At 44.4% G+C, this 23,400-nt stretch carries 22 protein-coding genes; 3 read left to right on the top strand and 19 right to left on the bottom strand.

The window, feature by feature from the left end; genetic code table 11:
- The first annotated feature begins 127 nt into the window (after window positions 1-127).
- Complete coding sequence (locus tag M3I01_RS06330) at window positions 128-3,586, top strand: PAS domain-containing hybrid sensor histidine kinase/response regulator (protein ID WP_275564980.1); 3,459 nt, start codon at window positions 128-130, stop codon at window positions 3,584-3,586.
- A gap of 20 nt (window positions 3,587-3,606) precedes the next feature.
- On the opposite strand, the gene M3I01_RS06325 is transcribed toward M3I01_RS06330, so the two are convergent.
- The 18 genes from M3I01_RS06325 to M3I01_RS06240 all read right to left on the bottom strand — a co-directional run bounded on the left by M3I01_RS06325 (window position 3,607) and on the right by M3I01_RS06240 (window position 18,102).
- On the bottom strand, window positions 3,607-4,236 hold the full coding sequence (locus M3I01_RS06325) for a TetR family transcriptional regulator C-terminal domain-containing protein (RefSeq protein ID WP_255894885.1): 630 nt from the start codon (window positions 4,234-4,236) through the stop codon (window positions 3,607-3,609).
- Window positions 4,237-4,480: 244 nt separating this feature from the next.
- Window positions 4,481-4,852 (bottom strand): DUF2750 domain-containing protein, encoded by a 372-nt coding sequence (locus M3I01_RS06320; RefSeq protein WP_176335855.1) that lies wholly within the window; start codon window positions 4,850-4,852, stop codon window positions 4,481-4,483.
- 56 nt (window positions 4,853-4,908) lie between these two features.
- Entirely contained in the window at window positions 4,909-5,598 is a 690-nt protein-coding gene (locus M3I01_RS06315; RefSeq protein WP_255894884.1) for a pseudouridine synthase, read from the bottom strand.
- A gap of 26 nt (window positions 5,599-5,624) precedes the next feature.
- The gene (locus tag M3I01_RS06310; protein WP_275564979.1) at window positions 5,625-6,155 is read right to left on the bottom strand and encodes a GNAT family N-acetyltransferase; all 531 of its coding nucleotides are present in this window, start codon (window positions 6,153-6,155) and stop codon (window positions 5,625-5,627) included.
- A 143-nt stretch (window positions 6,156-6,298) separates the two neighbouring features.
- Window positions 6,299-6,919 carry a YitT family protein gene (locus M3I01_RS06305; RefSeq protein ID WP_255894882.1) on the bottom strand — a complete coding sequence of 207 codons (621 nt, stop codon included), beginning with the start codon at window positions 6,917-6,919 and terminating at the stop codon, window positions 6,299-6,301.
- A 139-nt stretch (window positions 6,920-7,058) separates the two neighbouring features.
- Complete coding sequence (locus M3I01_RS06300; protein WP_394358969.1) at window positions 7,059-7,367, bottom strand: S24 family peptidase; 309 nt, start codon at window positions 7,365-7,367, stop codon at window positions 7,059-7,061.
- 14 nt (window positions 7,368-7,381) lie between these two features.
- Complete coding sequence (gene sodN, locus M3I01_RS06295) at window positions 7,382-7,900, bottom strand: superoxide dismutase, Ni (RefSeq protein ID WP_255894880.1); 519 nt, start codon at window positions 7,898-7,900, stop codon at window positions 7,382-7,384.
- The gene (locus tag M3I01_RS06290) at window positions 7,890-8,111 is read right to left on the bottom strand and encodes a hypothetical protein (RefSeq protein WP_255894879.1); all 222 of its coding nucleotides are present in this window, start codon (window positions 8,109-8,111) and stop codon (window positions 7,890-7,892) included. The genes sodN and M3I01_RS06290 overlap by 11 nt, the downstream gene beginning before the upstream one ends.
- Window positions 8,112-8,151: 40 nt before the next feature.
- Entirely contained in the window at window positions 8,152-8,595 is a 444-nt protein-coding gene (locus M3I01_RS06285; protein WP_255894878.1) for a tetratricopeptide repeat protein, read from the bottom strand.
- Between the two features lie 110 nt (window positions 8,596-8,705).
- On the bottom strand, window positions 8,706-9,767 hold the full coding sequence (locus M3I01_RS06280; RefSeq protein WP_255894874.1) for an endonuclease/exonuclease/phosphatase family protein: 1,062 nt from the start codon (window positions 9,765-9,767) through the stop codon (window positions 8,706-8,708).
- Window positions 9,761-10,390 (bottom strand): cob(I)yrinic acid a,c-diamide adenosyltransferase, encoded by a 630-nt coding sequence (gene cobO, locus M3I01_RS06275; protein WP_255894873.1) that lies wholly within the window; start codon window positions 10,388-10,390, stop codon window positions 9,761-9,763. Before cobO ends, M3I01_RS06280 begins: the two co-directional genes overlap by 7 nt.
- A 3-nt stretch (window positions 10,391-10,393) precedes the next feature.
- Window positions 10,394-11,008, bottom strand: coding sequence for a trimeric intracellular cation channel family protein (locus M3I01_RS06270; protein ID WP_255894870.1), 615 nt, complete (start codon window positions 11,006-11,008; stop codon window positions 10,394-10,396).
- Window positions 11,009-11,030: 22 nt separating this feature from the next.
- Window positions 11,031-11,621: a histidine phosphatase family protein gene (locus M3I01_RS06265; protein ID WP_255894869.1), complete on the bottom strand. Its 591-nt coding sequence runs from the start codon at window positions 11,619-11,621 to the stop codon at window positions 11,031-11,033.
- Complete coding sequence (locus M3I01_RS06260; RefSeq protein WP_275564978.1) at window positions 11,618-12,388, bottom strand: adenosylcobinamide-GDP ribazoletransferase; 771 nt, start codon at window positions 12,386-12,388, stop codon at window positions 11,618-11,620. The genes M3I01_RS06265 and M3I01_RS06260 overlap by 4 nt, the downstream gene beginning before the upstream one ends.
- Before the next feature lie 38 nt (window positions 12,389-12,426).
- The gene (cobT, locus tag M3I01_RS06255) at window positions 12,427-13,488 is read right to left on the bottom strand and encodes a nicotinate-nucleotide--dimethylbenzimidazole phosphoribosyltransferase (protein ID WP_255894867.1); all 1,062 of its coding nucleotides are present in this window, start codon (window positions 13,486-13,488) and stop codon (window positions 12,427-12,429) included.
- Window positions 13,489-13,498: 10 nt separating this feature from the next.
- The gene (rlmB, locus tag M3I01_RS06250) at window positions 13,499-14,266 is read right to left on the bottom strand and encodes a 23S rRNA (guanosine(2251)-2'-O)-methyltransferase RlmB (RefSeq protein ID WP_112137573.1); all 768 of its coding nucleotides are present in this window, start codon (window positions 14,264-14,266) and stop codon (window positions 13,499-13,501) included.
- Window positions 14,267-14,320: 54 nt separating this feature from the next.
- A complete protein-coding gene (gene rnr, locus M3I01_RS06245; protein ID WP_394358977.1) occupies window positions 14,321-16,888 on the bottom strand; it encodes a ribonuclease R in 2,568 nt (855 codons plus the stop codon).
- A 410-nt stretch (window positions 16,889-17,298) separates the two neighbouring features.
- Entirely contained in the window at window positions 17,299-18,102 is an 804-nt protein-coding gene (locus M3I01_RS06240; protein WP_255894862.1) for a pyruvate, water dikinase regulatory protein, read from the bottom strand.
- Window positions 18,103-18,321: 219 nt separating this feature from the next.
- On the opposite strand from M3I01_RS06240, the gene ppsA reads away from it, so the two are divergent.
- The gene (ppsA, locus tag M3I01_RS06235; RefSeq protein WP_255894861.1) at window positions 18,322-20,721 is read left to right on the top strand and encodes a phosphoenolpyruvate synthase; all 2,400 of its coding nucleotides are present in this window, start codon (window positions 18,322-18,324) and stop codon (window positions 20,719-20,721) included.
- Window positions 20,722-21,093: 372 nt separating this feature from the next.
- Here ppsA and M3I01_RS06230 read toward each other — a convergent pair whose 3' ends face one another.
- A complete protein-coding gene (locus tag M3I01_RS06230; protein WP_255894859.1) occupies window positions 21,094-21,255 on the bottom strand; it encodes a hypothetical protein in 162 nt (53 codons plus the stop codon).
- Between the two features lie 421 nt (window positions 21,256-21,676).
- Here M3I01_RS06230 and M3I01_RS06225 point away from each other — a divergent pair, with 421 nt between their 5' ends.
- Window positions 21,677-22,897, top strand: coding sequence for a hypothetical protein (locus tag M3I01_RS06225; protein WP_255894858.1), 1,221 nt, complete (start codon window positions 21,677-21,679; stop codon window positions 22,895-22,897).
- The last annotated feature ends 503 nt before the right edge of the window (window positions 22,898-23,400 follow it).

Genomic DNA, 23,400 nt, shown 5'->3' with positions numbered 1-23,400 from the left:
TACAGAGGAAAAACAGCCCTCTACTAACGCTACGAGACCTAAGTCGTAGAGGATTGTTAAATTGACTATGTTACATTGAGTTTAAAATAACAATGACGCATCAACCTATGTTCAGGTAATTTATTCAATGACTGTTTTCTGGATTCTGTTAGCCATTCTTTACGTTCTAGGCCTCTTTTGGATCGCCATTTGGGGCGACAAAGAAAGCCCTGCAGCCAAAAAACTGACGCGTCACCCATTGGTCTATAGTTTATCGTTGGCCATTTATTGTACCGCTTGGACCTTCTACGGTTCCATCGGTGAAGCCTCTCGTTCTGGCTGGAGCTATTTGCCCATTCTTTTAGGCCCCATTTTATTGTATTTATTTGCCTTCCCAATATTACGAAAAATGATTACGGTAAGCCGTAAACAAAACATCACCTCAATTGCCGACTTTATTTCCTCTCGATACGGTAAACGACCCATGACCGCCCCACTGGTCATACTCATCAGTATGCTGGCCGTCATTCCTTATATTGCCTTACAGCTGAAAGCCATAGGTTCTAACTTCGCTCTTTTTGTTAATCAAGATGAGTCTTCGGCCAGCCTTGTTGTTTTTGTCGCTACCATTTCGATTGGTGTTTTTGCCATGTTATTTGGTACAAGAAAAGTGGAAGTGACAGAGTATCGCTCCGGAATGATGCTAGCAATTGGCGCCGAGTCTTTGTTTAAATTGATCGCCATTGTCGCGGTTGGCTTGGTTGCCATCATCATGACTCAAGATTTTGGTCTAGACGAGATGAGCCAAAATGTGGACTTCTCAGTATGGAACCCTGAACAGTTTTTGTCTTTTCCCTTTCTCATGCAGACATTTATGGCAGCAGCAGCGGTTATTTGTTTGCCCAGACAGTTCCACGTCACCGTAGTGGATCATCAAAGTAACAAACAATCCAATATGGCACGTTGGTTATTCCCTTTATACTTGCTCATTTTCGCATCTATTATTCCGCCCATCGCCATTGCCGGCCAGAGTCTTTTTTCTGCGGATATTAATCCAGACACTTATGTGATTCAGTTCGCCCTAGTGTCAGATAACCTGCCCTTACAAATGTTGATATTTCTAGGCGGAATGTCGGCCACAACGGCGATGATCATTGTGGCTACGTTTGCTCTAAGTATCATGATCAGCAACGATGTAATCCTACCTCTTATGCTGGCCCGAGCCAGTGCACAACAACAAGCTTTACCTTTATATCGACGTCGCATATTAATGATTCGACGCTTAGCGATGGCCGGTATTTTAGTCCTATCCTTTTTGTACTACCAAAAGATGGCGAACAACGAATCGCTGGCTGGTACAGGTGTTTTGGCCTTCTCTCTTGTTCTGCAACTCATGCCCGCCGTTCTTGGGGGGCTCTATTGGAAACGCGCACACGCGCACGGTGTTTACACTGGGTTAACTCTGGGTTTCTTGTGCTGGATGTTGATGATGATGCTACCACTTTCTGGCAATATAGATTGGGGCCTAGACACCGCTCAATCCCGCTCAGAATTAATCAGCTACGGCGCCTTTATCAGCTTATTAGCAAATGTTTTTGGTTACATAGTGGGGTCTTTGTTATCGACGGAGCGTTTGATAGATAGAATCCAAGCAACTGCCTTTGTTAGTCCTACTACAGAGCTTGAAAAAGGTTTTTTTAAACCTAAGAGTAAAGCCACCAACGGCGATTTTTTTGTCTTGCTAGAAACTTTTTTAGGCAAACAAAAGAGCCAGCAAGTACTGTCGAATTTTGAGCAAGATTACAGCCAAACCATTCCGAATAATGCGTCGCCAAATCGGCTATTTGTGGACTATTGCGAACGTATTTTAGGAGGCGTTTTGGGGGGGTCTTCGGCTCGCACCATCATTAACTCCATCTTGATTGATAAGCAAATCAAGGTAGAGGAAATGGTGACATATTTAGATGAAACCACCCAAGCGATTCAGTTTAGTCAAAACCTACTATTCGTTTCCATGGACAATTTAGACCAAGGCATTAGCGTAGTCGACAAAGACCTGCGTATCGTCGCGTGGAATAAAACCTACCTGTCACTTTATCCTTACCCAGAAAGTATGCTGACCGTTGGACTGCCTGTCGAAGAGCTTATTCGCTTTAATGCCGAACGTGGTGAATGCGGTGTTGGTGACATTGAAGAACTGGTAAGCAAGCGCTTAGAACACCTTAGAAAAGGCACGACTCATCGTTTTTTACGTCGTCGAGGCAGTGGCCGAGTCATCGAAATGGTCGGAAACCCGCTTCCTGATGGCGGCTTCGTCACGAGCTTCACCGATGTAACTGAACACATTGAAAGCCAACAAGCCTTAAAGGAAGCCAATATAGACTTAGAAAAACGAGTCGAAGCGCGAACCGAAGAAGTACAAGGTGTTAACAACGAGCTAATGCAAGAAATTGAACGTCGTAATCAAGCTGAAAAAGCGTTGATCAGTGCCAAAGCGGAGGCCGAACAAGCCAATGCGTCTAAAACAGAATTTCTCGCCTTAGCCAGCCACGATATTCTACAACCGCTAAACGCCGCCAAGCTTTACATGGGAATCTTACAATCCACTCAACTTCCTAATGATACACATCAAGTTGTTAATAGGCTGTCTGACTCACTCGAATCTACCGAGGCGCTGATTTCGACCTTGCTTGAAATTGCACGCTTAGACCAAGGCGCCATACAACCAAAATTAGTGGACTGTAATCTACAGGACATCCTCGCACCGATTGTGGCGGAATTTGGTGTTATCGCGGAGAGTAAAAATATTCGTTTAACCACCCACATGCGTTCTTTTCGAGTGCATACTGACCCTATTTACTTGCGCCGAATCATCCAAAATTTTGTCTCCAATGCCGTGAAGTACACACTAAAAGGACGTGTCTTATTAAGCGTAAGACCTCGAGCTGGCGTTGTGTATTTACAAGTATGGGACACCGGCGTTGGGATTCCAGCGTCAGAACAAAAGAAAATATTTGACGATTTCTACCGCTGGGAAAACACGCAAGAACCCGGCATGGGACTAGGGCTTGGTTTGGTTCGTCGCATGCAAAAGCAACTGGGATTGGCCACTGAAATACGCTCAATCCCCGGCAAAGGCAGCTGTTTTAGCATTGAAATTCCCCTAGCCCAAAGCAATATGATCGTAGCGTTATCAACACCACCGCCTATTATAACGCCGCAAGAAAAACTGGCGCATTGCTATGTCTGGTGCATTGACGATGAAAAAAACAATCTGACAGCCATGAATACACTATTAACTCACTGGCAATGTGATTGTCGCACTTTTAATCGCTTTAATGACGCATTGCAGGCTGAAGGCGAGGCAGAATTACTTTTGGTCGACTATCACCTTGATGACCACCGAGATGGCTTATCCTTGATCAAGGCGCTCAGAGCCCGTGCAGGGAAAATCATCCCAGCGGTGTTGATTACCGCCCTACGCGATCCAGAATTAATAGAACAATGTAAACAACTGCAGATTACTTATATGGCGAAACCGGCCAAACCCGCAAAATTGCGGGCTCTGGTTCAACACATTCACAAATTAAGAGAAGAGAAAAAATAACGCGGGGAGGATCATCACGTTTAATGGTTAGAGGGTAAGCTCAAACCACAACCTGCTAGAATAATACCACTTACGGTGTCTCCGATGCGCTTCAAATCGTCATCAGTCAGCGACTCAATACCACTGAGCGCTAGCACTTGTGCTTCGAAGTCTGCGTAATGTTGAGTAGACGACCAAATCATGTAAATCACACTAGCAGGATCACACTGACGCATTTTTCCAGCGTCCATCCAGCTTTGAAGCAATGCGACTCGCGACATAAACCAAGGTCTTAGCTCTTCTTTTAAATAGTCGCCAATATGGAGCGCGCCACCAATAACTTCCATCGCAAAAAGACGAGAAGTAGCGCCTTTATCAAAACTTTGTTTGAGTTTAACGCGAATAAAGCTGTCCAGCACATAGGCCGGATCATCGTCTATCGTCGCCCGATCAAAAAGATCATTCCAGCCCATTAAGGTCTGATCAAGCACCTGTTTATACAAATTGGCTTTGGACTGAAAATAATAAATGATGTTCGGTTTGGGCAAACCAGCACGCTCGGCAATGTGTTGTAGGCTGGCACCACTGTAACCTTTTAGCCCGAATTCAATCTCAGCGGCTTCCAGTATTTTAACAAAGACTTCTTCACGGTGATTTTGACGTTTACTCATGGGGGAGTTAAGTCCTTATTTGTATTTTCACAAGTATTGCTGAACCAACAAGACACAACCCTTCCAACCTCCCTCTTAGTAAGGAAAGGACTTTAGTGCTTTTGTTCCCACCTCTTATGTTTTCAAAGAGGATGCAGATTAGCACTTTATTCCCTCCCCTTATGCCTTCAAAGGAGAGGGTTAGGGTGGGGTTGTTCTTTTTCAGTAACCAACAACATTCACGAAAACTTTTATTTCTATCGTATTAAGCCAACAGCGCGGTTAACTCTTCCGCGGTCGACAACTTACCTTCGTCTTCAATATTAGGGAAAACAGCCACGGTGATATTATCCAGTGCAAGGCTGGGTAACCATTCTGTTTTAAACATATCAAGCGAAACGGACACTGGCTCACAGTCGTCCCAATCTTCAATCGCCCATTGGCTAGCAAAATCAGCATCTGGCCAAACCATAACACAATCACCGTCGTCGGTTTCTACCATCACGAAACCTTCTTCGTTACTTAAGCTCCATACCAATTGAGAGGCTTTGGCTTGCTCAACAAAATACACTAAGCGTTCGCTGTCAGGCGCAACCAACAATTGAACACGTTCATCCATCGATAACTCTTTCATCATTTCACTCTCTTGTCATATCGCCAATCAATACGATTTTTTGTCTTGTTAAAACCTTACTAAAAGTAAGCAACTTCTTCTGCCGTCAAGGCACGGAACTCACCCGCTTGTAAATCAACATCAAGTGAAAGCGGACCAATCTGATCACGATGAAGCTCTTCCACTTTATTGCCTACAGCGGCCAACATCCGTTTCACTTGATGATATTTACCTTCTTGAATTGTAAGATAAATATCACAGTCGCTAATGCGTTCAGCAACAGCAGGTAACGTTGGTTGCGGCTCGCCATTCAGCATCACTCCCGCTTCCAATTGTTTTAAATCTTCGTCACTGATTCGCTCGGCCAACATCATACGATAGCGTTTGTTGCACGCATTACGAGGTGATGTAATTCGATGTAGCCATTGTCCATCTGTCGTCAACAACAGTAAGCCCGTTGTGTCTTTGTCTAAACGGCCAACTATATTGAGCGCTTGGCCCAAATGCGAAGGCAATAAATCCAATACCGTAGGATGCTCTGGATCTTGGTTAGCGCAAACGTAACCAGCAGGCTTATGCAGTAAATAATACCCTTCTGATGGCCACGCCAAAAGCGTGTCATCTAGGCAAATTTTATCACCGTCTTGTACTGTGTAATTGGCCTTTTTAACCACCTCACCGTTTACAGTAACACGGCCTTTTGACGCGGCAATTTTTGCCGCTTTACGTGCCAATTCAGTCACGTGGGATAAATAAAAATCAAGTCTCAAGAGAATCGCCTATGGCTTTGTTTAGATTAAGAAAATACTTCGTGGGTGGTTTCAATTTCTTTGAAGAAGAACGTCGCATTATGCAGCATACCGTTCGCACTGCGAGAGTATCCGGGCACTTCGCCAAATGGAATATAGCCCATATTAACATACATGTCGTGAGCAATATCGTCGCTTCTTACTTCAAGCATTAGCAGTTGCCTTTGCATCGACGCCGCCACGCGTTCAACACCTTGCATCAACATACCGCCCAAACCATGCTCTCTTGCTTGAGTATGGACCATCAGTTTTTCGACATCACAACGGTGCAACGCATTGGCTTTTGGTGACATAGCAATTTGTACGCTACCAACCACCTTATCGTCTTCACGTATTAATAACACTTGGCGGGCATTTTCTTGTAAATCATCATTCACTGTTAGCCAATACGCTTTCGCCTCTGATTCGCTCATTGGTGGTAAAAAACCAATTGGCGCGCCCGAATCAACAGCGTCACATAATAACTCGACAAGATCTTCTAAGTAGGGGTTAAGGTTGTCTACTTTAAGTAACTCCACACTCTTTACCTCTGTCTTTTAATTGCCGTAATCATACCTGAGGGGCGCTCACTTAGGAATCACCAGCATACGTTAAGCAGTTTATAGGCCAAAAAAAGCGGCTGATATAGCCGCTTTCGTTACACTCAATAATCTTAGCTCAACTAAACATTACCCATATAACGGCCTGGTTTATGATTAACAGCAATAATCATATTCAACGCAATGGCCCCCACAAATGAAATAATGATCAAGGTATAATCGACCACAAAAACGGATAAAAGCACGATCATACAATCCACTGCCATCTGGAATTTCCCCATGGAAATACCGTGTTTTTCAGAAAGGTAACGCGCTAATATGTTCAACCCCCCTAGACTGGCATTATGGCGAAACAACATTAAAAAGCCCACGCCCATTAAAAAACCGCCGGCTACACTGGCATAAATAGGGTTCACTTGATCAAAAGTAACCAGCATTGGAGTCACATCGGAGAAAACAGAAAGGCAAAATACGGAAAGAAACGTCTTTATTGTAAACTCCCAACCGAAATGAATAACGGCCAATAAATAGAAAGGGATATTAATTAAGAAAAACGCCTGACCAAACGTCAATGGTGTCGAATACTGCATCAAAAAAGCCAAACCAGCTGAACCACCCGTTAACAACCCAGCATGGGTAAAAAGGTTAACGCCTAACGCAATAATCAAGGTACCAAGAATGACGGCTTGGGCATCCTCAAGACGTGTGTGTTTCTTTACCTTTGGTAACTCGGCTGCTGTCATGAACTTCTCTCTGGCTTAATAAAATGGCGGGGGGAGTTAAAGAAGGGATTTTATAGAAAAAAAAACGTAAGGCCAACATCTGGGTACCATGCAATTCCTTGCCATTCTAATAAAGTGTCTTTTTTTTTGTACACTTCATTTAAGAAGCACAAATACGAGCGATGACTTTACCAACAACTCGCCGAGAAGATACCCAACCTATACGTTCTGATTGCAAACTCTTGTTACTTTCACCGCCTAGCCAAAGTTGTCCATCTGGCGCAATATGCAAAATTTTTTTTACAATGTATCCGTACAGTGCATGATCGACAACAACAAGGTGACCCGTGTTGAGTTTTTTATACCAGCGACTGGTAAATACAAAGTCTCCATGACATAAACTAGGAGACATACTTTCTCCTTGAACTTTGATTAAGTGAAACATATCGATATCCTTCCACAGTGTCACAATTAAAATACGGATTAAAAGCGCTTACCTTGGCCTTTTAAATCAGGGTAAACCATTTCCAACATCGGTGGATAAGGGCATGAAGCACGGTAAGTCGGCACTTCTTTTGTTAGCCAAAAAACTTCCGCAAAGTCATTCACCAAATCAACCAATTTCTCACCTTCTACTCGGTCAATACCTTGTTTGCATTTTGACGCTTGCAACATAATACTGTGAGTTAAATTATGCGCATTCGATACCAACTCAAACTGCGGCGCTTTAAAATAATCCCCCCAAATAATACCAATAGCGTCTTTAACCTCCGTACTGGCAGATTCTTTTTCACCTACTAAACGAGAAACCTGTGCGTAATCCGCCACACTCAAAGTCCCTTTGTCTTCAATTTCTTTAATTAAATCCATTAAACGCACACAAGTTAACGCTGCTAGTTGAGCCGTTGCCGGATCGTAAATTTTACAGGGTATATCGCAATGAGCTTGGGCGGTTTTAAAATGAATTACTTTGTCGAGGGTTTTAATCACACTATGCATCATGGTTAAGATCCTTCCGTTCAAATTTTTTACGTCGACGAATGCACTGTTTGTATATCATACCGCTGACAATCAAGCTGGCGATGGCAAACATGGTCAAGATATGAATAGGCTCACTTGACCAATGAGAATGGTCGCGGCCTGGATGCGCTTGAACCAGTTGACCAATAACAAGCAAACTACTGAATGCTAAAATAGTAAAAACCGACTTCATACAATGACCCTTATTAATGGCGTTAGATGAACAGGGATGATTAATGGTGAACCATGGTTTCTGAACTAGGAACAGCATTAGACAAGGCTTGCATCAGGGCTTTGCTCTGAGTTGATACATGCTTACTATAAGTTTGAGAAAACAACTCCCACTCAAAACGAATGTGTGTCGCCGTTCTCGTAATAAGCCCCCTTTGCTCGCCATCTAGATCAGGGCGAACAAGAACGGCCTGTAGAAAATTGACCGCATTTTCAAATTGCGTATTCGCAGAAACGAAATCGCCCAGCGCCGTATAAGATTCCGCAATATTTAAAAAGCTCACTGCGGCTGCAGCAACGGCCGACTCAGCATCACGATAAAAGTCATCATCGAATGACATTTCAGCTTGCATTAATGCCTGTTGATTTAACTCAACGGCATCCGAAAAAGCATGATTTGAATAGGCTCTATTGGCTTGTCTTGTTAAACGTTCCCAGTTCTGCATTATTTCCTCCGCGATCTTTTGTATTGGATTAATAAAACTTAATGAGAATCATTATCGTACATGATTTTAAAAATATCTAGCTTATATGAGAATAAATCTCATTTGTTTTTTTAAGGCTTAATGATGACATCTAGATAAACAAGGCGATGATCTGAAGTATTGCTAAGAAGAGAGTGTTGATTGTCACGAGAGTCAGGCCAAAATACTGCTTGTCCAACGGTTTCAAGCAAACGACTAGGCCTGACATAATCTGCCTGCATACGCCACACAGCAGTGTGATAAGCACTGTGCTTTGCATCAACTTTCGGTGAGTGTTCAACTCCACCGCGACTGGTTGGAAACCCGATTGCTGACATGGCGGGGTGCGCCAGTAAGTTTTGAATCGCTGTCCTATCAGAATCCCCTTCATAAGGAGAGGCATTCAAATCCCCTAGCAACACAAAATCACCGCCCTCCAACCCACCTCGACGCCCTTGATCGTCGATAATATAAGGCGATTTTGAAAGATAGTCTGACCAAAAATGAATTTCATCTTGATTACGACAAAAATTTCGGCGTTCGGCACCATCAAAGACAGGAGGTGTTGGATGAGAGCACAAACAATGCAGCGCTTGAGCATTCACTTTTATCGCCACATCCCAATGAGATTTTGATGACAAAGGCAACACAGCCAAATCTTCGTCATTAAACCAAGCGTCTCCAGAAGTGTACTTTGGTAAATGTGCGTTTGGCATATCGCGCCATAAAAAATGTTGAAAAGTGCGAGAAGCCAAGTGATCAATCGGGAAACGTGATAACAGCAGCATACCGTATTGACCTGGGAAATCACCGAAACCTAACGCGTCAGCGCCTTTATCTGTCGCGTCCCCATCTTTGTCAAAATCTCGACCAGAAGGCACTCCAGTATTAACGGGCTGACAAAAGAAGAAGGGATAGTCCAACCCTGTGCGAGTTGAGGAAGGCTTTCTTAGCAAAGACTGTAAAAGCGTAACGGTCTCGCCTGAGGCATCAAAATCAACCTCATTCAGCAAGATAATGTCGGGGCGTACTTCTTGCAATAACGCGATGGTGGCGAGCACTTGTTTGTCCTTGCTGGACTTGAGTGCTGCCAAAAGTGCCCCCGGATGGGATCGGCTCAATGCGGTATTGTAGCTCGCAAAGCGAACTACCATTCAATGCCCACTTGCGCTTTGACACCATTTGCAAAGGCATGACGCTCATTTGCTATTTTACTGTGCGTATCGACGCTGTCTAATAACGCCCTTGGCGCTGTGCGACCCGTCATCATCACATTTTGATGTGCTGGACGAGCAGCAAGCGCAGCAATCAAATCGGCTTCATTAAGATAGCCATATTTATACATATAAGTGATTTCATCCAACAAGACAAAATGCACGCTTGAATCTGACAATACGCCCTTTGCCAATGCCCAAGCTTGCTCTGCGGCTTCTTTTTCCAACTCAGGGTTACGTGTTTCCCACGTAAAACCATGCCCCATAACATGAAAGTCGACTAACGGATGCGAACCAAAAAATAATTGCTCACCCGTGGCTTTGCGACCTTTGATAAACTGAATGACCGCGCTTTTTTGACCATGACCCAAAGCACGCGCCATGGTGCCAAATGCACTAGAGCTCTTACCTTTACCATTTCCAGTAAGCAAAATAGTCACGCCACGCTCTTCTGTTGCGGCCGCAATACGCTGATCAACAACGGCTTTCTTTTTTAATAAACGCGCTTCATTTTTGTCTACATTATCTTGTTCAGTCTGCTTAGTGTTCGATTGTTCCGTCATAATCTATCTCTTTTTGTAGAGTAACCAGCTTGGGTAATATAAGTCTTTATGTATCGCAAACACCCTTAGTATAAAGACTAAAGCCACAGCGTAAATCGAGTTAAACTCATGTGCAGGTATATTTTTTTCAAGTAGCACTAACAACAACGCCCCTAAAAAAGCCGGCGTTGCATAGAATTCTCGACCTAATACTAAAGGCGGACGGTGGCTTAATACATCGCGAATAATGCCACCCGCCACACCGGTAATAATCCCCATAGTAATAGCAATGGTTGGCGGAAAACCGAGATTCAACACTTTTTCCGTCGCTACCACAGTAAACAAGGCTAAACCAAACGAGTCGGCATAATGAAAAACAGCTTTCTTGTCATCAATAAATCGAACGATAAAAAAAGCAAGAGCAGAAGACAAAAAAGCCACCCACAGATACGATGTATCTTTGACCCAATACACAGCTTCAACCGATAACACGGTGTCTCGTATCGTGCCGCCGCCAAGAGACGTCACCATCCCCAGAAACACCACGCTAAAAAGATCCATGTCTTTTTTACCGGAGGAAATAACCCCGGTAATTGCAAACGCAGCAATCCCAAACATACCCAAAAAATATAGTAGCATTTTTAATTTTTTCTCAAAAAACTTAAGCAGAAACCCAGTCGCCAGCACCCAAACGCTTTAATACCACAAAGTCGCCTTGGACTGAAAATTCAGTCAAACTACTAAATCCGACGTCAATACGGTGACATTGCGCCAAAGGCCATTGGCAAAGCAAACTAACAAACACTTTTATAACACCTGAATGCGCTGTCACAACGACGTGCTCGGCCGACGTATCTTTGACCGACAACCACCATTGCCAAACACGATCCGCTACAACTTGTAACGATTCGCCGTTATACGGCGCAGCATGAACTATATTCTCCGCCCAACTATCAATTTCAGTCTTTGGAATATCTTGCCAACATAAACCTTCCCAATCGCCAAAATCCAATTCTTTTAATGCATCAACCGACTGCGAACAGCCATCCGTAATAAAATTGGCCAGTTTAGACGCGCGACTTAATGGACTGTGGTAACTCATACTTGAGAGCATATCAAACTCGATCGACAAGGCCTTTTTTAACGCCTGCGCTCCAGCTTCCCAACCTTCAGCAAGAGGCACATCCATATCGCCATAGCACAAACCTTTTTTCACATCCGGCCGCGGATGGCGTATCAGATACAACTTCACGAATAAGACACCAGCAAACATAAGATGATAAAAATCTCACCAATTTGCTCACCCGCCCCTAAGGTATCGCCATTGAACCCCTCTATTTTCTTACGCAAATAAACACGCAACAAAAAGACTAAACCAGCGGCAAGCATCAGGGTGATGATTAAGTCAAAGACATTAAACGCCAACAAACCAAAAAGTAGACAAGGTGCCAATGCGATGCCCCACTGACTCGAGGTCAATGTTGCAATCATACTGGACGCTTTACTTTGCTCCACAGTCACATAATCTAAACTGTTCATCAGCACAAGCGGTATCGCTCTGGCCATCACATGCACAGCGCACCAAGCAGCCAAGGTATAAATAAAGCCTAAAAAAGACGCGGGGATAATAGCCAAAAGCTCACTAAGCAGCAGCCACTTTAGCGACAGAGAAAACCAAATAGACAAGGCCGCATAACTGCCGATACGTGAATCTTTCATGATCGACAAACGCTGCTCTTTGTCCCAGCCACCAACCAAACCATCACAACTGTCCATCAGACCATCTTCATGAAACCCACCGGTCAACAATACCGATGTCAATAACATCAGTAGTGCTTGCAAAGACGAAGACCAATCAAACCACAACGGCCAAGCGCTCAATAAGGCAACAACCACGCCAATCCATGGTAAAAAGCACACCGCTGGGGTGTGCTTTATGTCATCGCTCCAATCCACTTTTAATGGAATTCGTGTATAGGTAACAAGGCTGCGTTTAAAGCCTTGCCAATAAGGACTCATTATCATGCCTTTCATGCTTACCCCAAGTAATAACCATGTTATTTAGAATCGCTAACGCCTGCACTTTCAAAGCTCGCCATGTTTTTCAGAAAAACACAGGCACTCTTAATAAGGGGATACGCTAAAATTGCACCAGAACCTTCCCCTAAGCGTAAATCCAAGGACAAAATGGGTTCCGCGCTTAAATGACTCAACAACATTTTGTGTGCTTTCTCATTCGACTGATGAGCAAAAATGGCGTATTCGCGCACATTAGGTACTACTTTTTGGGCAAACAACAAAGCAACAGAGCAAATAAAACCATCAACAACAAACGCGGTCTGACGTTGTGCTGATTGCAACATAGCGCCAGCCATCGCCAAAATTTCAAAACCACCCACTTGTTCTGCTAACGTCTGTGCACTCCATTCAGACATTACTTGACCCGTTGCGTGTTCTGCACGACGCAATGACTGCTCGATTATCTGCACTTTATGAGACACACCAGCAGAATCCAATCCGGTTCCACGTCCAGCACTGTCCGTCGCGCTAACGCCAATTAACGCCGTCATCATGCAAGAAGAGACACAGGTATTACCTATGCCCATCTCACCAAACATCAACAAATTCACACCATCATCAATAGCAAAATCCGCTTCGTCGACACCAGCTTGTATCGATTGTGCAACCTGCTCAGCAGACATGGCCGCCTCTTGGCTGAAATCTTTGGAAGCAAACGCGACCTTGCGATTACCCAATAATGGATGTTCATCAAGCGCCGCATTCACGCCTACATCTACCACTCGTAAAGGCACATGGTGCTGTTCACAAAACACACTGACCGCCGCACCGCCCATCAAGAAATTCATCACCATTTGCGGTGTGACTTCTTGAGGAAACAAACTAATACCTTGAGCCACCACGCCATGATCTGCCGCAAAAACGACCATCTTAGCGTTCGACACATTAGGTGTGGACGTTTGCTGAATACGACCCAGCTGAAAAGCGATATTTTCCAATTCACCCAACGCCCCTAAGGGTTTGGTTTTGCCATCAATTTTCTGCTGTAATTCGGCTTCAATCGCAGGTAATGGCGCTTGAATAGTAAACTGCTTAAACACGCCTTACCCCTTACCCTTTTGCTTTGACAGCACGCTGACGTACGGCTTCGAACAAGCAAATGCCAGTCGCTACCGACACATTCAAACTAGAAACCACACCAGCCATTGGCAATTTCACCAAATAATCGCATTGCTCGCGAGTTAAGCGACGCATGCCGTCGCCTTCCGCACCCATCACAATCGCGGTAGGAATGGACAAGTCTTGCTCGTAAATCGTTTGTGTCGCTTCACCTGCCGTACCAAAGATCCAAACACCTTGGTCTTGTAACTTTTTCATCGTACGAGCAAGATTGGTAACCGCATAAACAGGCATGCTTTCCGCTGCACCACAGGCTACTTTGCTTACCGTGGCATTTAATGGTGCTGAGTTGTCTTTTGGCATCACTACTGCATGAGCACCCGCCGCATCCGCACTTCGTAAACAAGCGCCTAAGTTATGCGGATCGGTCACACCGTCCAAAATGATAATCAGCGGTGTTTCATCCAAACCAGCAACAAGGGTATGTAAGTCAGCTTCGTTACCCGCTTTCGTCATCGTGGTATAAGCCACAACACCTTGGTGCACAACACGGTCTTTGTTCTTAGTGAACAACTGGTCTAACTCTTTACGAGGCACCACGCTGTAGTTCACTTTGCTGGTTTTACAAAGCTGTACCAATCGCTGATTTTTCTTATCGTCACGACCCTCTTGAAAGCGCACTTCTTTCACGCGCTCTGGCTGTTGGGTCAACGCGTTTTCCACGGCATGAATGCCGAATATCCATTCTAAATCTGACATGCTTTACGTTTTACTCTATAAATTCAAAAAATCTGTCACTCAAAAAACGCTAAATCAATCTTTCGCTTTTGGCTTGGCATTGTTCTTTTTTGGCTTCTTCGGTTTTTTAGGCTTTTTGGCCGCCGCGCTGGCCGGTTTACCACTTGCTGCAGCGGCTGCCGACGCCGATTTCTTCTGTCTAATACGCTTGCCCTTAGAAACAGGAGGACGGCGCTTTTTCTTGGCTTTGCCATCTGGCTCTTTAGCGTCTTTAGTGGTTTTCTCACCTTTAACGTCTGCTTTTTTAGCCGCTTTAGGTTTAGGTCGTCCACCCAATTCAATCGGAGGCAACTGAGCCAATTGCATTTCCAGCTCGGTACTGTCGTTGCGCTCTACCTTTTTACGAGGACGCGATGGCGATGCGCCCGCATCATCCAAGCTTAAATCGATCTTACGCTGCTCAAGATTCACACTGGCCACAGTGACTTTCAATGTATCGCCTAAACGGAATACACGACCTGTACGCTCGCCAATAATCGCTTGATGCTCCATATCGTGAACAAAGTAATCTTGCCCAAGCCCTGAAATATGCACCAAGCCATCGACAAATAAACCTTGTAGCTCAACGAACAAACCAAACGAGGTCACCGCGGTCACAATTCCAACAAAAGGTTCGCCAAGATGTTGCTCAACGTACTGACATTTCAACCAAGCCTCTACGTCACGCGTTGCCTCATCGGCACGGCGCTCTGTCACAGAACAAGAATCGCCAAAGCCATCCATATCCGCATGATCGTAACCGTAAATTTTACGCTCTTTAAGCTCAAGACTGCCCGCTACACGATGCGCCTGACGCACATCTGGGCGGCCTTCACCACGAATCAAATAACGAATCGCACGATGCACTAACAGATCCGGATAGCGACGAATAGGCGACGTAAAGTGAGTGTAGGCTTCGTAATTCAAACCAAAGTGGCCTAAGTTATCTGCTTGATAAACCGCTTGGGACATAGAACGCAACATCATGGTTTGAATGCTACGAGAATCCGCACGACCTTTTAACTGTTCTGCCAGTTTTGCGTAATCGTCTGGGGTTGGTTTCAAACCACCCATCAGCTCCAATCCTAGCAAACCTAAGTAAGTTCGCAGCGTTAACAAACGATCTTCTTTTGGACCTTCATGCACACGGAACAAAGCCGGCAAGTCCGCCTTAATCAATAACTCTGCCGTCGCCACGTTGGCGCACAACATACACTCTTCAATCAATTTATGAGCATCGTTACGCTCAACGGGAATAATATGCTCTATCTTGGAGTTTTCATCGAACACCATACGGGTTTCAATGGTATCAAACTCCATTGCACCACGTTCATCACGGGCGCCTTTTAATGTGTGATACAGACCGTTCAAGTCATCAATATGAGAAACAATAGAAGCGTAACGCTCGCGTAACTCCATTCCTTGCTCTTCTGGCTCCGCAGCAATCATTTTCGCGACCTTAGAATAGGTCAAGCGAGCATGAGAACGAATCAAACCCTCGTAGAACTTAAAGCCACGCATCTTGCCTTTCGTGGTCAACGAGATTTCTGCCACCATCGCCAAACGATCAACGTCTGGATTCAAGGAACACAAACCGTTCGACAAGACTTCCGGCAACATCGGAATCACTTTACCTGGGAAGTAAACAGAGTTACCACGAACAATGGCCTCTTCATCCAATGCGGAGTCTTTTTTCACATAATGGGAAACATCGGCAATGGCGACAAACAACTTCCATCCACCAGCGGTTTTCTCACAATATACGGCATCATCAAAGTCGCGCGCGTCTTCGCCATCAATCGTCACAAAGGGTGTCTCACGAAGATCCACTCGATGTGCTTTGTCTTCTTCTGATACTTCTTCGGTAAAACTTTTGGCTTGCTTCTCAACCGCCGCCGGCCATTCGTGAGGAATCTCGTAACGATGCATCGCCACTTCAATTTCAACACCCGGTGCCATAAAGTCACCAAGAATTTTCTTAACAAGACCTTGTGCTGGTTTGCCACGTTCCGCATAAGACACAATTTCAGCCAAAACATACTGGCCGTGTTTTGGTGTTAAACCAGAATCTGTGGTGATTTGAATATCTTGCGCAATACGAGGATTCTCTGGTGTTACAAATGCGGTGCCGCTTTCTTGACCATTTTTTTCTAGGTAATAGCGACCAACCATTTGGATATGCTTACGTTCTAGCACTTCAACGACAACACCGTCTAAACGGCCTTTAACACTGCGACCAGAAAGACGTGCTTTTATTTTATCGCCATCCATCACGTTCTGCATTTGACGAGAAGATAGGAAAATATCGTCATCGTTTTGACGTAACAAGAAACCATGACCTTCTTTATTGCCTTGAACATAACCTTCTATTAGGTCACTTTCCAAAATCGGCGTGTATTCATCATTTTGGTTACTGGTTAGCTGGCTGTCTCGACACATAGCAATGAGGCGACGACGGAGGGCTTCTATTTCATCTTCGCCAGTCAGCGAAAATGCAGCACATAAGTCAAAGTGACCCATGCTTTTATTTTGGGTTGCAAGAAACTCTAGAATGAATTCACGGCTTGGTACCGGGTTGTCGTACTTAGACGCTTCGCGCTGCATGTGAGGGTCGTTAATTTTTTTATTACTCAATGTATTTTTATCCTTGGTTTTTTTAATAAGACACCCTTTTATAAAGTAGAAATATGAACATCTTACTATTCAGAACGATTCCTGCACTCGGTTGTCACGTGGACCAAGCGGCTAATACGTTCGATTAATCGTTATTATAGAGCATATTCACTAAATACTCTCCAAGTTAGCGCTGCTCTTAACATTATCTACACACTCTATCTCTGGGGTATTTAGTAATTACACAACAAATTGTCATTATGGTTCTATATTAGGGGCCTTACTCTTCATGTTCGTCATGCTTTTTTGACCTAACCCAAATTTTTTCATTACTTTTTTGTCTATATTTCCACACTAAAGCGTCAATACATCGAATTATTCGATTGTTTTCCGGTTCAGTCTTACTGTCTGTGACGCACCAAATTCATTTCTGCCATCACTTTGGTGGAAATTTCTTCCACAGACAGTTTTGTCGAGTTCAAAAAAGGAATGCGCTCTTGGCGATACAAGGACTCCACTTCGTCTACCTCATAACGACATTGACGAGAAGACGCGTATTTACTCGCCGCCATACGGCCTGTACGAATTTCATGCAAACGCTGAGCGTCTATGGTCAATCCAAACAGTTTTTTCTTGTGGTCTTTTAGCACCTTGGGCAAACCTGGAGAAGAAAAATCATCTTCGGTAATCGGGTAGTTTGCCGCTTTAATGCCGTATTGCATGGCTAAATACAAACTGGTCGGTGTTTTTCCAGAGCGAGAGACACCCAGTAAAATAATGTCCGCTTGATCGAAATTTTTGATGGATGCGCCGTCATCGTTTGCCAGCGCATAGTTGATGGCATCTATACGCCCATCATAAACCCCTTCTTTCATACCATGTGCTTTTCGCGCAGTGGGTTGTGCTTTAACCCCTAAGGCTTTTTCAATAGGCAGCAGTAAATCGCCAAATAAATTGTAACAGTGACAATCACAAGATTGGACAATATCTCGAATGGCTATATCTGAAATAGTATAAAAAACCAACAACGCAATACCTTGCTGCACTTCCAAGTTAATCTGCTGCTTTAATCCTTCAGCCTGATCTTTAGTGGTCAAAAAAGGCACGCTTTTTGTTTCTACTGCCACATCAAAAAACGACAACATTGCCGAGCCAAACACCTCTGCCGTGATCGCAGTCCCATCTGAGACAAAATACACTTTCATTCAATTTCCACCTATTTTGTTGTTATCTAACGACATTCGTTTTTTCGATTGAAATAAAACTACATCGAATAATCGATTTTATTCAAAGCAACTACCCTACATACAATGAACCCAGATCAAGTACTTTGACAAGCACCTAAAGCGCTAAGACCTGATGTACAAAGAAACTGGCTATAAAACTATTCCTACTATTAATTTATAAAAAAACTGGAGTCTCTTGTGAGCAAGTTTATTAAGTGGTTTAAAGATCTTCATATGGAAGATGTCGGTGAAGTTGGCGGCAAAAACGCCTCTTTGGGAGAAATGATTTCTAACCTGACAGACCTAGGTATTCAAGTACCAAACGGTTTCGCAACCACTTCCTATGCTTATCAAACGTTTATAACAGAAAGTGGCCTAGACGAAAAAATTCACCAAACACTTGGCGCTTTGGACGTAGACGACGTTCACGCGCTTGCGAAAACCGGTGCACAAATTCGCCAATGGATTGAAGACGCTACCTTCTCGACTGAATTTGACCAAGAAATCGAAGCCGCTTTCGCCGTTTTATGTGAAGACAACGCCGACGATACCTCGTTCGCGGTTCGCTCATCCGCGACCGCAGAAGATTTACCAGACGCTTCTTTCGCTGGTCAGCAAGAAACTTACTTAAACGTCAAAGGATTGGCAGACATCAAAGCCTCCGTCAAACGCGTTTTTGCATCCCTCTTTAACGATCGCGCTATTTCATACCGTGTACACCAAGGCTTCGAACACCAAGGCGTGTCTTTGTCCGCTGGTATTCAAAAAATGGTGCGCAGTGACATTGGCGCTTCCGGTGTACTTTTCACCCTAGACACAGAATCTGGTTTTGACGAAGTCGTTTTCATCACGGCAGCGTACGGTTTAGGCGAAATGGTTGTACAAGGTACAGTCAATCCAGATGAATACTACGTTCACAAGCCAACACTTGCAGCGAACCGCCCTGCCGTTGTCCGTAAGAGCCTAGGCAGCAAAGCACAAAAAATGGAATACGCCGACGTCGGCGGCGATGACGAATTTGTCAAAATCGTGCCAGTCGCTTTAGATGATCAAAATCGTTTCGCACTCACCAATGATGAGATTGAAGACCTTGCTCGCCAAGCGTGCATCATCGAAAGCCATTACCAACGTCCGATGGACATTGAATGGGCAAAAGATGGCATCGACGGCAAGATCTACATTGTTCAGGCTCGACCAGAAACCGTACGCAGCCAAGGCAACGCCCAAAGCATGGAGCGTTACAACCTAAAACAAACATCTAGCGTAATGATCACTGGTCGCGCCATTGGTCACAAGATCGGCACAGGGAAAGTCAAAGTATTGTCTTCAATTGCCGAAATGGATCGTATTGAACCAGGCGATATATTAGTAACCGATATTACCGACCCAGATTGGGAACCGATCATGAAGCGCGCTTCTGCGATTGTCACCAATCGTGGCGGACGCACTTGTCACGCGGCCATTATTGCACGCGAACTCGGCATTCCGGCTGTGGTTGGCTGTGGCGACGCGACAGACGTGTTAAAAGATGGACAAAGCGTGACCGTCTCTTGTGCACAAGGTGACATGGGCTTTGTTTACCAAGGCGAATTACCATTCGACATCATCACTTCTGAAGTCGGCAACATGCCAGAGCTACCGGTCAAAATCATGATGAACGTCGGCAATCCAAACCGCGCCTTCGACTTTGCCATGCTACCCAATGCGGGTATTGGCTTGGCTCGATTGGAATTCATCATCAACCGCATGATCGGCATTCACCCGAAAGCGCTATTGAACTACACAGACATGACACCTGCTTTACAAGAAGAAATCGACCACCGAATCGCGGGTTACAACAGCCCAGTGGAATTCTACGTCGATAAACTCGTCGAAGGCGTAGCCACATTGGCGTGTTCTTTCTCCAGCAAGCCAGTCATCGTGCGTTTGTCTGACTTTAAGTCAAACGAATACCACAACCTTGTCGGCGGTCCGTTGTTTGAACCAGACGAAGAAAATCCAATGCTTGGTTTCCGTGGTGCGGCGCGCTACATAGATGCGTCATTCCGCGATTGCTTCGCCCTAGAATGTGAAGCCATCCGTCGCGTTCGTAACGTCATGGGACTGACCAATGTACAAATCATGATTCCGTTTGTGCGTACCTTAGAAGAAGCACAGCAAGTCACCGAGCTTCTAGCAGAACAAGGTTTGGCTCGTGGCGAAAACGGATTAAAAGTCATTATGATGTGCGAATTACCATCCAACGCATTATTAGCGGATGAATTCCTACAATACTTCGATGGCTTCTCTATCGGCTCAAACGATTTAACCCAATTGACGCTAGGGCTAGACCGCGACTCTGGATTGATCGCTGACAAGTTCGACGAACGCAATCCTGCCGTCAAAAAACTGCTAAAAATGGCGATTACCGCCTGTCGCGAACAAGGTAAATACGTTGGTATCTGTGGCCAAGGTCCATCCGACCACGCCGATTTTGCTGACTGGTTAGTGGCTCAGGGAATCGAAAGCATGTCCCTTAACCCAGATACCGTGATCGAAACATGGTTACATTTGGATGAAGTGTTAAAAAGCACATCACTAAATAAAAATGTTATTTAATACATTTTTCAAGGCGAGCTAAAGAGCTAAAACATTGGCTCATCTTCAAACCGATCTGCATCTTGATGACGCATTGAAAAGTGCGTCATCGGGTCAGAATGCTGTGTAACAACAGCGCGTGACCTTATCGTATGTCACTCTCTAGTTTTATAGCCCCGCCATACGGGGCTTTTTTTATTTGAGCTTCAAGTATATTTGTTACTTCTCAACGCTTCCTAGTTTGCAAGCTTGGCTCCGCTCTGCTGAGCGTGTAACTTTTTGCTAGCGCCCAAAAAGTAACCAAAAATTCGCTTTAAGATCTTTAATGCCTCCTTTTCTGCGTAAGAACATGATTGTTCCCGTACGCTCGTTATATCGTAAGGCATAGATGGTTTATTCGACGGGAGACAGCTCGTCAAGCAATGACCCTGAAACGCCATAAAGTCGCGCAACTTCGTCGCGTCGAACTAACTTCATCGGGACTTCAACGATGTAACACCAAAGGCCGTAGGGCATCATTAGCGCAGCGTAATGTGCCGAAAGCGGAGCTTTCATTGTAAGTCGCGGCTTCAGACCGACGTGGAATTCATGTTCCATTCAAACACTTTGCATTCCTAAACTTTATTCCGCTCCTTAATTCAGAAAAAAGCTGGGCGGGCAACTTTTTGCTAGCGCCCAAAACTTACGCTTATAAGGAAAGCAAAAATTCGCTTTAAGATCTTTAATGCTTAATTTCTTTTATCGAAAAATCGCTTTTGCGACGCTCCCTACATCGTAAGGCACTCCCTAGTTTTATAGCCCCGTCACGCGATGCTTTCCCCGATTAAGAAAGTCACTTTGGTATTGATGCGTTGTAACTGTAAAAATTAAGTTATATTATAACATATCAAATAATGCTCAATCTTATTTGTATAAATGCCTGCAAAGCAGCTCTACAAGCGAACAAAACAACGATACATTTAATGGAGAAAACCGAATGATAAAACTTCTTGGCGGCGCTAGCCTTCTTGCGATGAGTTTGGCTACGGCCGCAATTGCAAGCGAGCATCATGATGATGACAACGTGACACTTTATCGCGTATTTGTTGGCGATCATGACGCTCCTCGCGTAACCGCTTTTGACTTAAATACACCAAAAAAGCATTGGACATTCAATACTATAGGGCAGACAAAGCTTTACTCTGTTGCTGATAACTCTGTCATCGTTGCCGTACAATCTGATCATGATCAGGTAAATTTCATTCAATCAGGATTCCATACCCATAATCATGGTGATCACGCAGATATCGAAATCCATGACCCAGAGGCAGTAAAAGCATCCATACAGGGCCCACGACCCTTTCATGTTATTGACCATGGTAATCGCGTGTCAATTAACTTTGACAAAGGCGGTTACGCCAGCGTATTAGACAACGCTGAATTAGCCAAAGGCACTATCAAAGAAACACAAATTCACCAAAAACATGCACATCATGGCATCGTTGTACCTTGGGGCGACAACTGGTTATCAAGCATCGCATCGGACGAGGCTGAAGAAGGTCATGCGCCACCACGTATTGGCTTACAAAACGTAAGTTCAGATGGAACACCGACCGGAGACTTGCAAACCTGTACTGGACTGCATGGTGAAGCTTTTTCAGGCACTTACCTAGCGGTCGGCTGTGAGGAAGGTGTCCTAGTAGCAAAATCAGGTAAGAACGAAACTCAATATAAAATGTTACCTTACCCTTCAAACTTCCCCAAAGACGAAATGTCGGGCACACTTAAAGGCGCAAAATCATTCCAAGTATTCTTAGCTAGCTACGGTGCCAAGAACTTAGCTATCATCGATCCGACAGAATCACCTTACATGCAGCTAGTGGAACTTCCCTTTCGACGTATTGACTTCATTCTTGACCCCGTAAAAATCCAAAATGCTTATGTCTTAACAGAAGATGGACAAATCCACCGAATCAACTTATTAAACGGTGAAATTGAAGACAGTGCACGTGTCACTAAACCATACAGCATGGACGGACACTGGAACGATCCACGCCCGCGCCTAGCAATGGCGGGAGATGAAATCATCATGACGGACCCAATTGCTGGTTTAGTACGTCGCATTAGCACAAAAGATTTCTCAGAAATCGACACCGTAGTCGTTGAAGGAACGCCTTATAATATTACTGTCGTAGGAGGAAGTGGTATTAGCCACTAAACCTACACCCCTCAAGTAAAACCCAAAACCATCTTATGCTATAAGATGGTTTTTTAATGTCATTCAAATGCTTCGTATACAATGCTCTAAGGCAGTAAGACATAGATCGTTTTAGTGTTGATCAGAAGAGCATTTTTAACTGACTCTGAAATTCCATAAAGTCGCGCAACTTCGTCGCGTCGAGCTGACTTCATCAGGTTTTCAAACACAAAAGGTAACGTTTACTGAGCACCAAGTCCCTTCCCCTTTTGTTTTCAAGGGGAAGGCGGAGAATGGGGTTGTTCTTTGGATCTTCAAGTATATTTGTTACTTCTCAACGCTTCCTAGTTTGCAAGCTTGGTTCCGCTCTGCTGAGCGTGTAACTTTTTGCTAGCGCCCAAAACTTACATTTAAAGGAAAGCAAAAATTCGCTTTAAGATCTTTAATGCCTCATTTTTTAATCGAAGAATCACTTTTCCAACGCTTTAAGGCAGTAAGGCAGTAAGGCAGTAAGGCATAGATTG

The organism is Marinomonas maritima (assembly GCF_024435075.2).
Taxonomy (GTDB): Bacteria; Pseudomonadota; Gammaproteobacteria; order Pseudomonadales; family Marinomonadaceae; genus Marinomonas; species Marinomonas maritima.
This window is presented reverse-complemented; position numbering and strand designations above follow the sequence as displayed.

Excerpts from the sequence above, each read along its gene's own strand:
- M3I01_RS06330 (WP_275564980.1), top strand. The coding sequence starts at position 128 with ATGACTGTTTTCTGGATTCTGTTAGCCATTCTTTACGTTCTAGGCCTC.
- M3I01_RS06325 (WP_255894885.1), bottom strand. The coding sequence starts at position 4,236 with ATGAGTAAACGTCAAAATCACCGTGAAGAAGTCTTTGTTAAAATACTG.
- M3I01_RS06320 (WP_176335855.1), bottom strand. The coding sequence starts at position 4,852 with ATGATGAAAGAGTTATCGATGGATGAACGTGTTCAATTGTTGGTTGCG.
- M3I01_RS06305 (WP_255894882.1), bottom strand. The coding sequence starts at position 6,919 with ATGACAGCAGCCGAGTTACCAAAGGTAAAGAAACACACACGTCTTGAG.
- sodN (WP_255894880.1), bottom strand. The coding sequence starts at position 7,900 with ATGATGCATAGTGTGATTAAAACCCTCGACAAAGTAATTCATTTTAAA.
- M3I01_RS06290 (WP_255894879.1), bottom strand. The coding sequence starts at position 8,111 with ATGAAGTCGGTTTTTACTATTTTAGCATTCAGTAGTTTGCTTGTTATT.
- M3I01_RS06285 (WP_255894878.1), bottom strand. The coding sequence starts at position 8,595 with ATGCAGAACTGGGAACGTTTAACAAGACAAGCCAATAGAGCCTATTCA.
- M3I01_RS06280 (WP_255894874.1), bottom strand. The coding sequence starts at position 9,767 with ATGGTAGTTCGCTTTGCGAGCTACAATACCGCATTGAGCCGATCCCAT.
- cobO (WP_255894873.1), bottom strand. The coding sequence starts at position 10,390 with ATGACGGAACAATCGAACACTAAGCAGACTGAACAAGATAATGTAGAC.
- M3I01_RS06270 (WP_255894870.1), bottom strand. The coding sequence starts at position 11,008 with ATGCTACTATATTTTTTGGGTATGTTTGGGATTGCTGCGTTTGCAATT.
- M3I01_RS06260 (WP_275564978.1), bottom strand. The coding sequence starts at position 12,388 with ATGAGTCCTTATTGGCAAGGCTTTAAACGCAGCCTTGTTACCTATACA.
- rlmB (WP_112137573.1), bottom strand. The coding sequence starts at position 14,266 with ATGTCAGATTTAGAATGGATATTCGGCATTCATGCCGTGGAAAACGCG.
- rnr (WP_394358977.1), bottom strand. The coding sequence starts at position 16,888 with ATGCAGCGCGAAGCGTCTAAGTACGACAACCCGGTACCAAGCCGTGAA.
- M3I01_RS06240 (WP_255894862.1), bottom strand. The coding sequence starts at position 18,102 with ATGAAAGTGTATTTTGTCTCAGATGGGACTGCGATCACGGCAGAGGTG.
- M3I01_RS06230 (WP_255894859.1), bottom strand. The coding sequence starts at position 21,255 with ATGAAAGCTCCGCTTTCGGCACATTACGCTGCGCTAATGATGCCCTAC.
- M3I01_RS06225 (WP_255894858.1), top strand. The coding sequence starts at position 21,677 with ATGATAAAACTTCTTGGCGGCGCTAGCCTTCTTGCGATGAGTTTGGCT.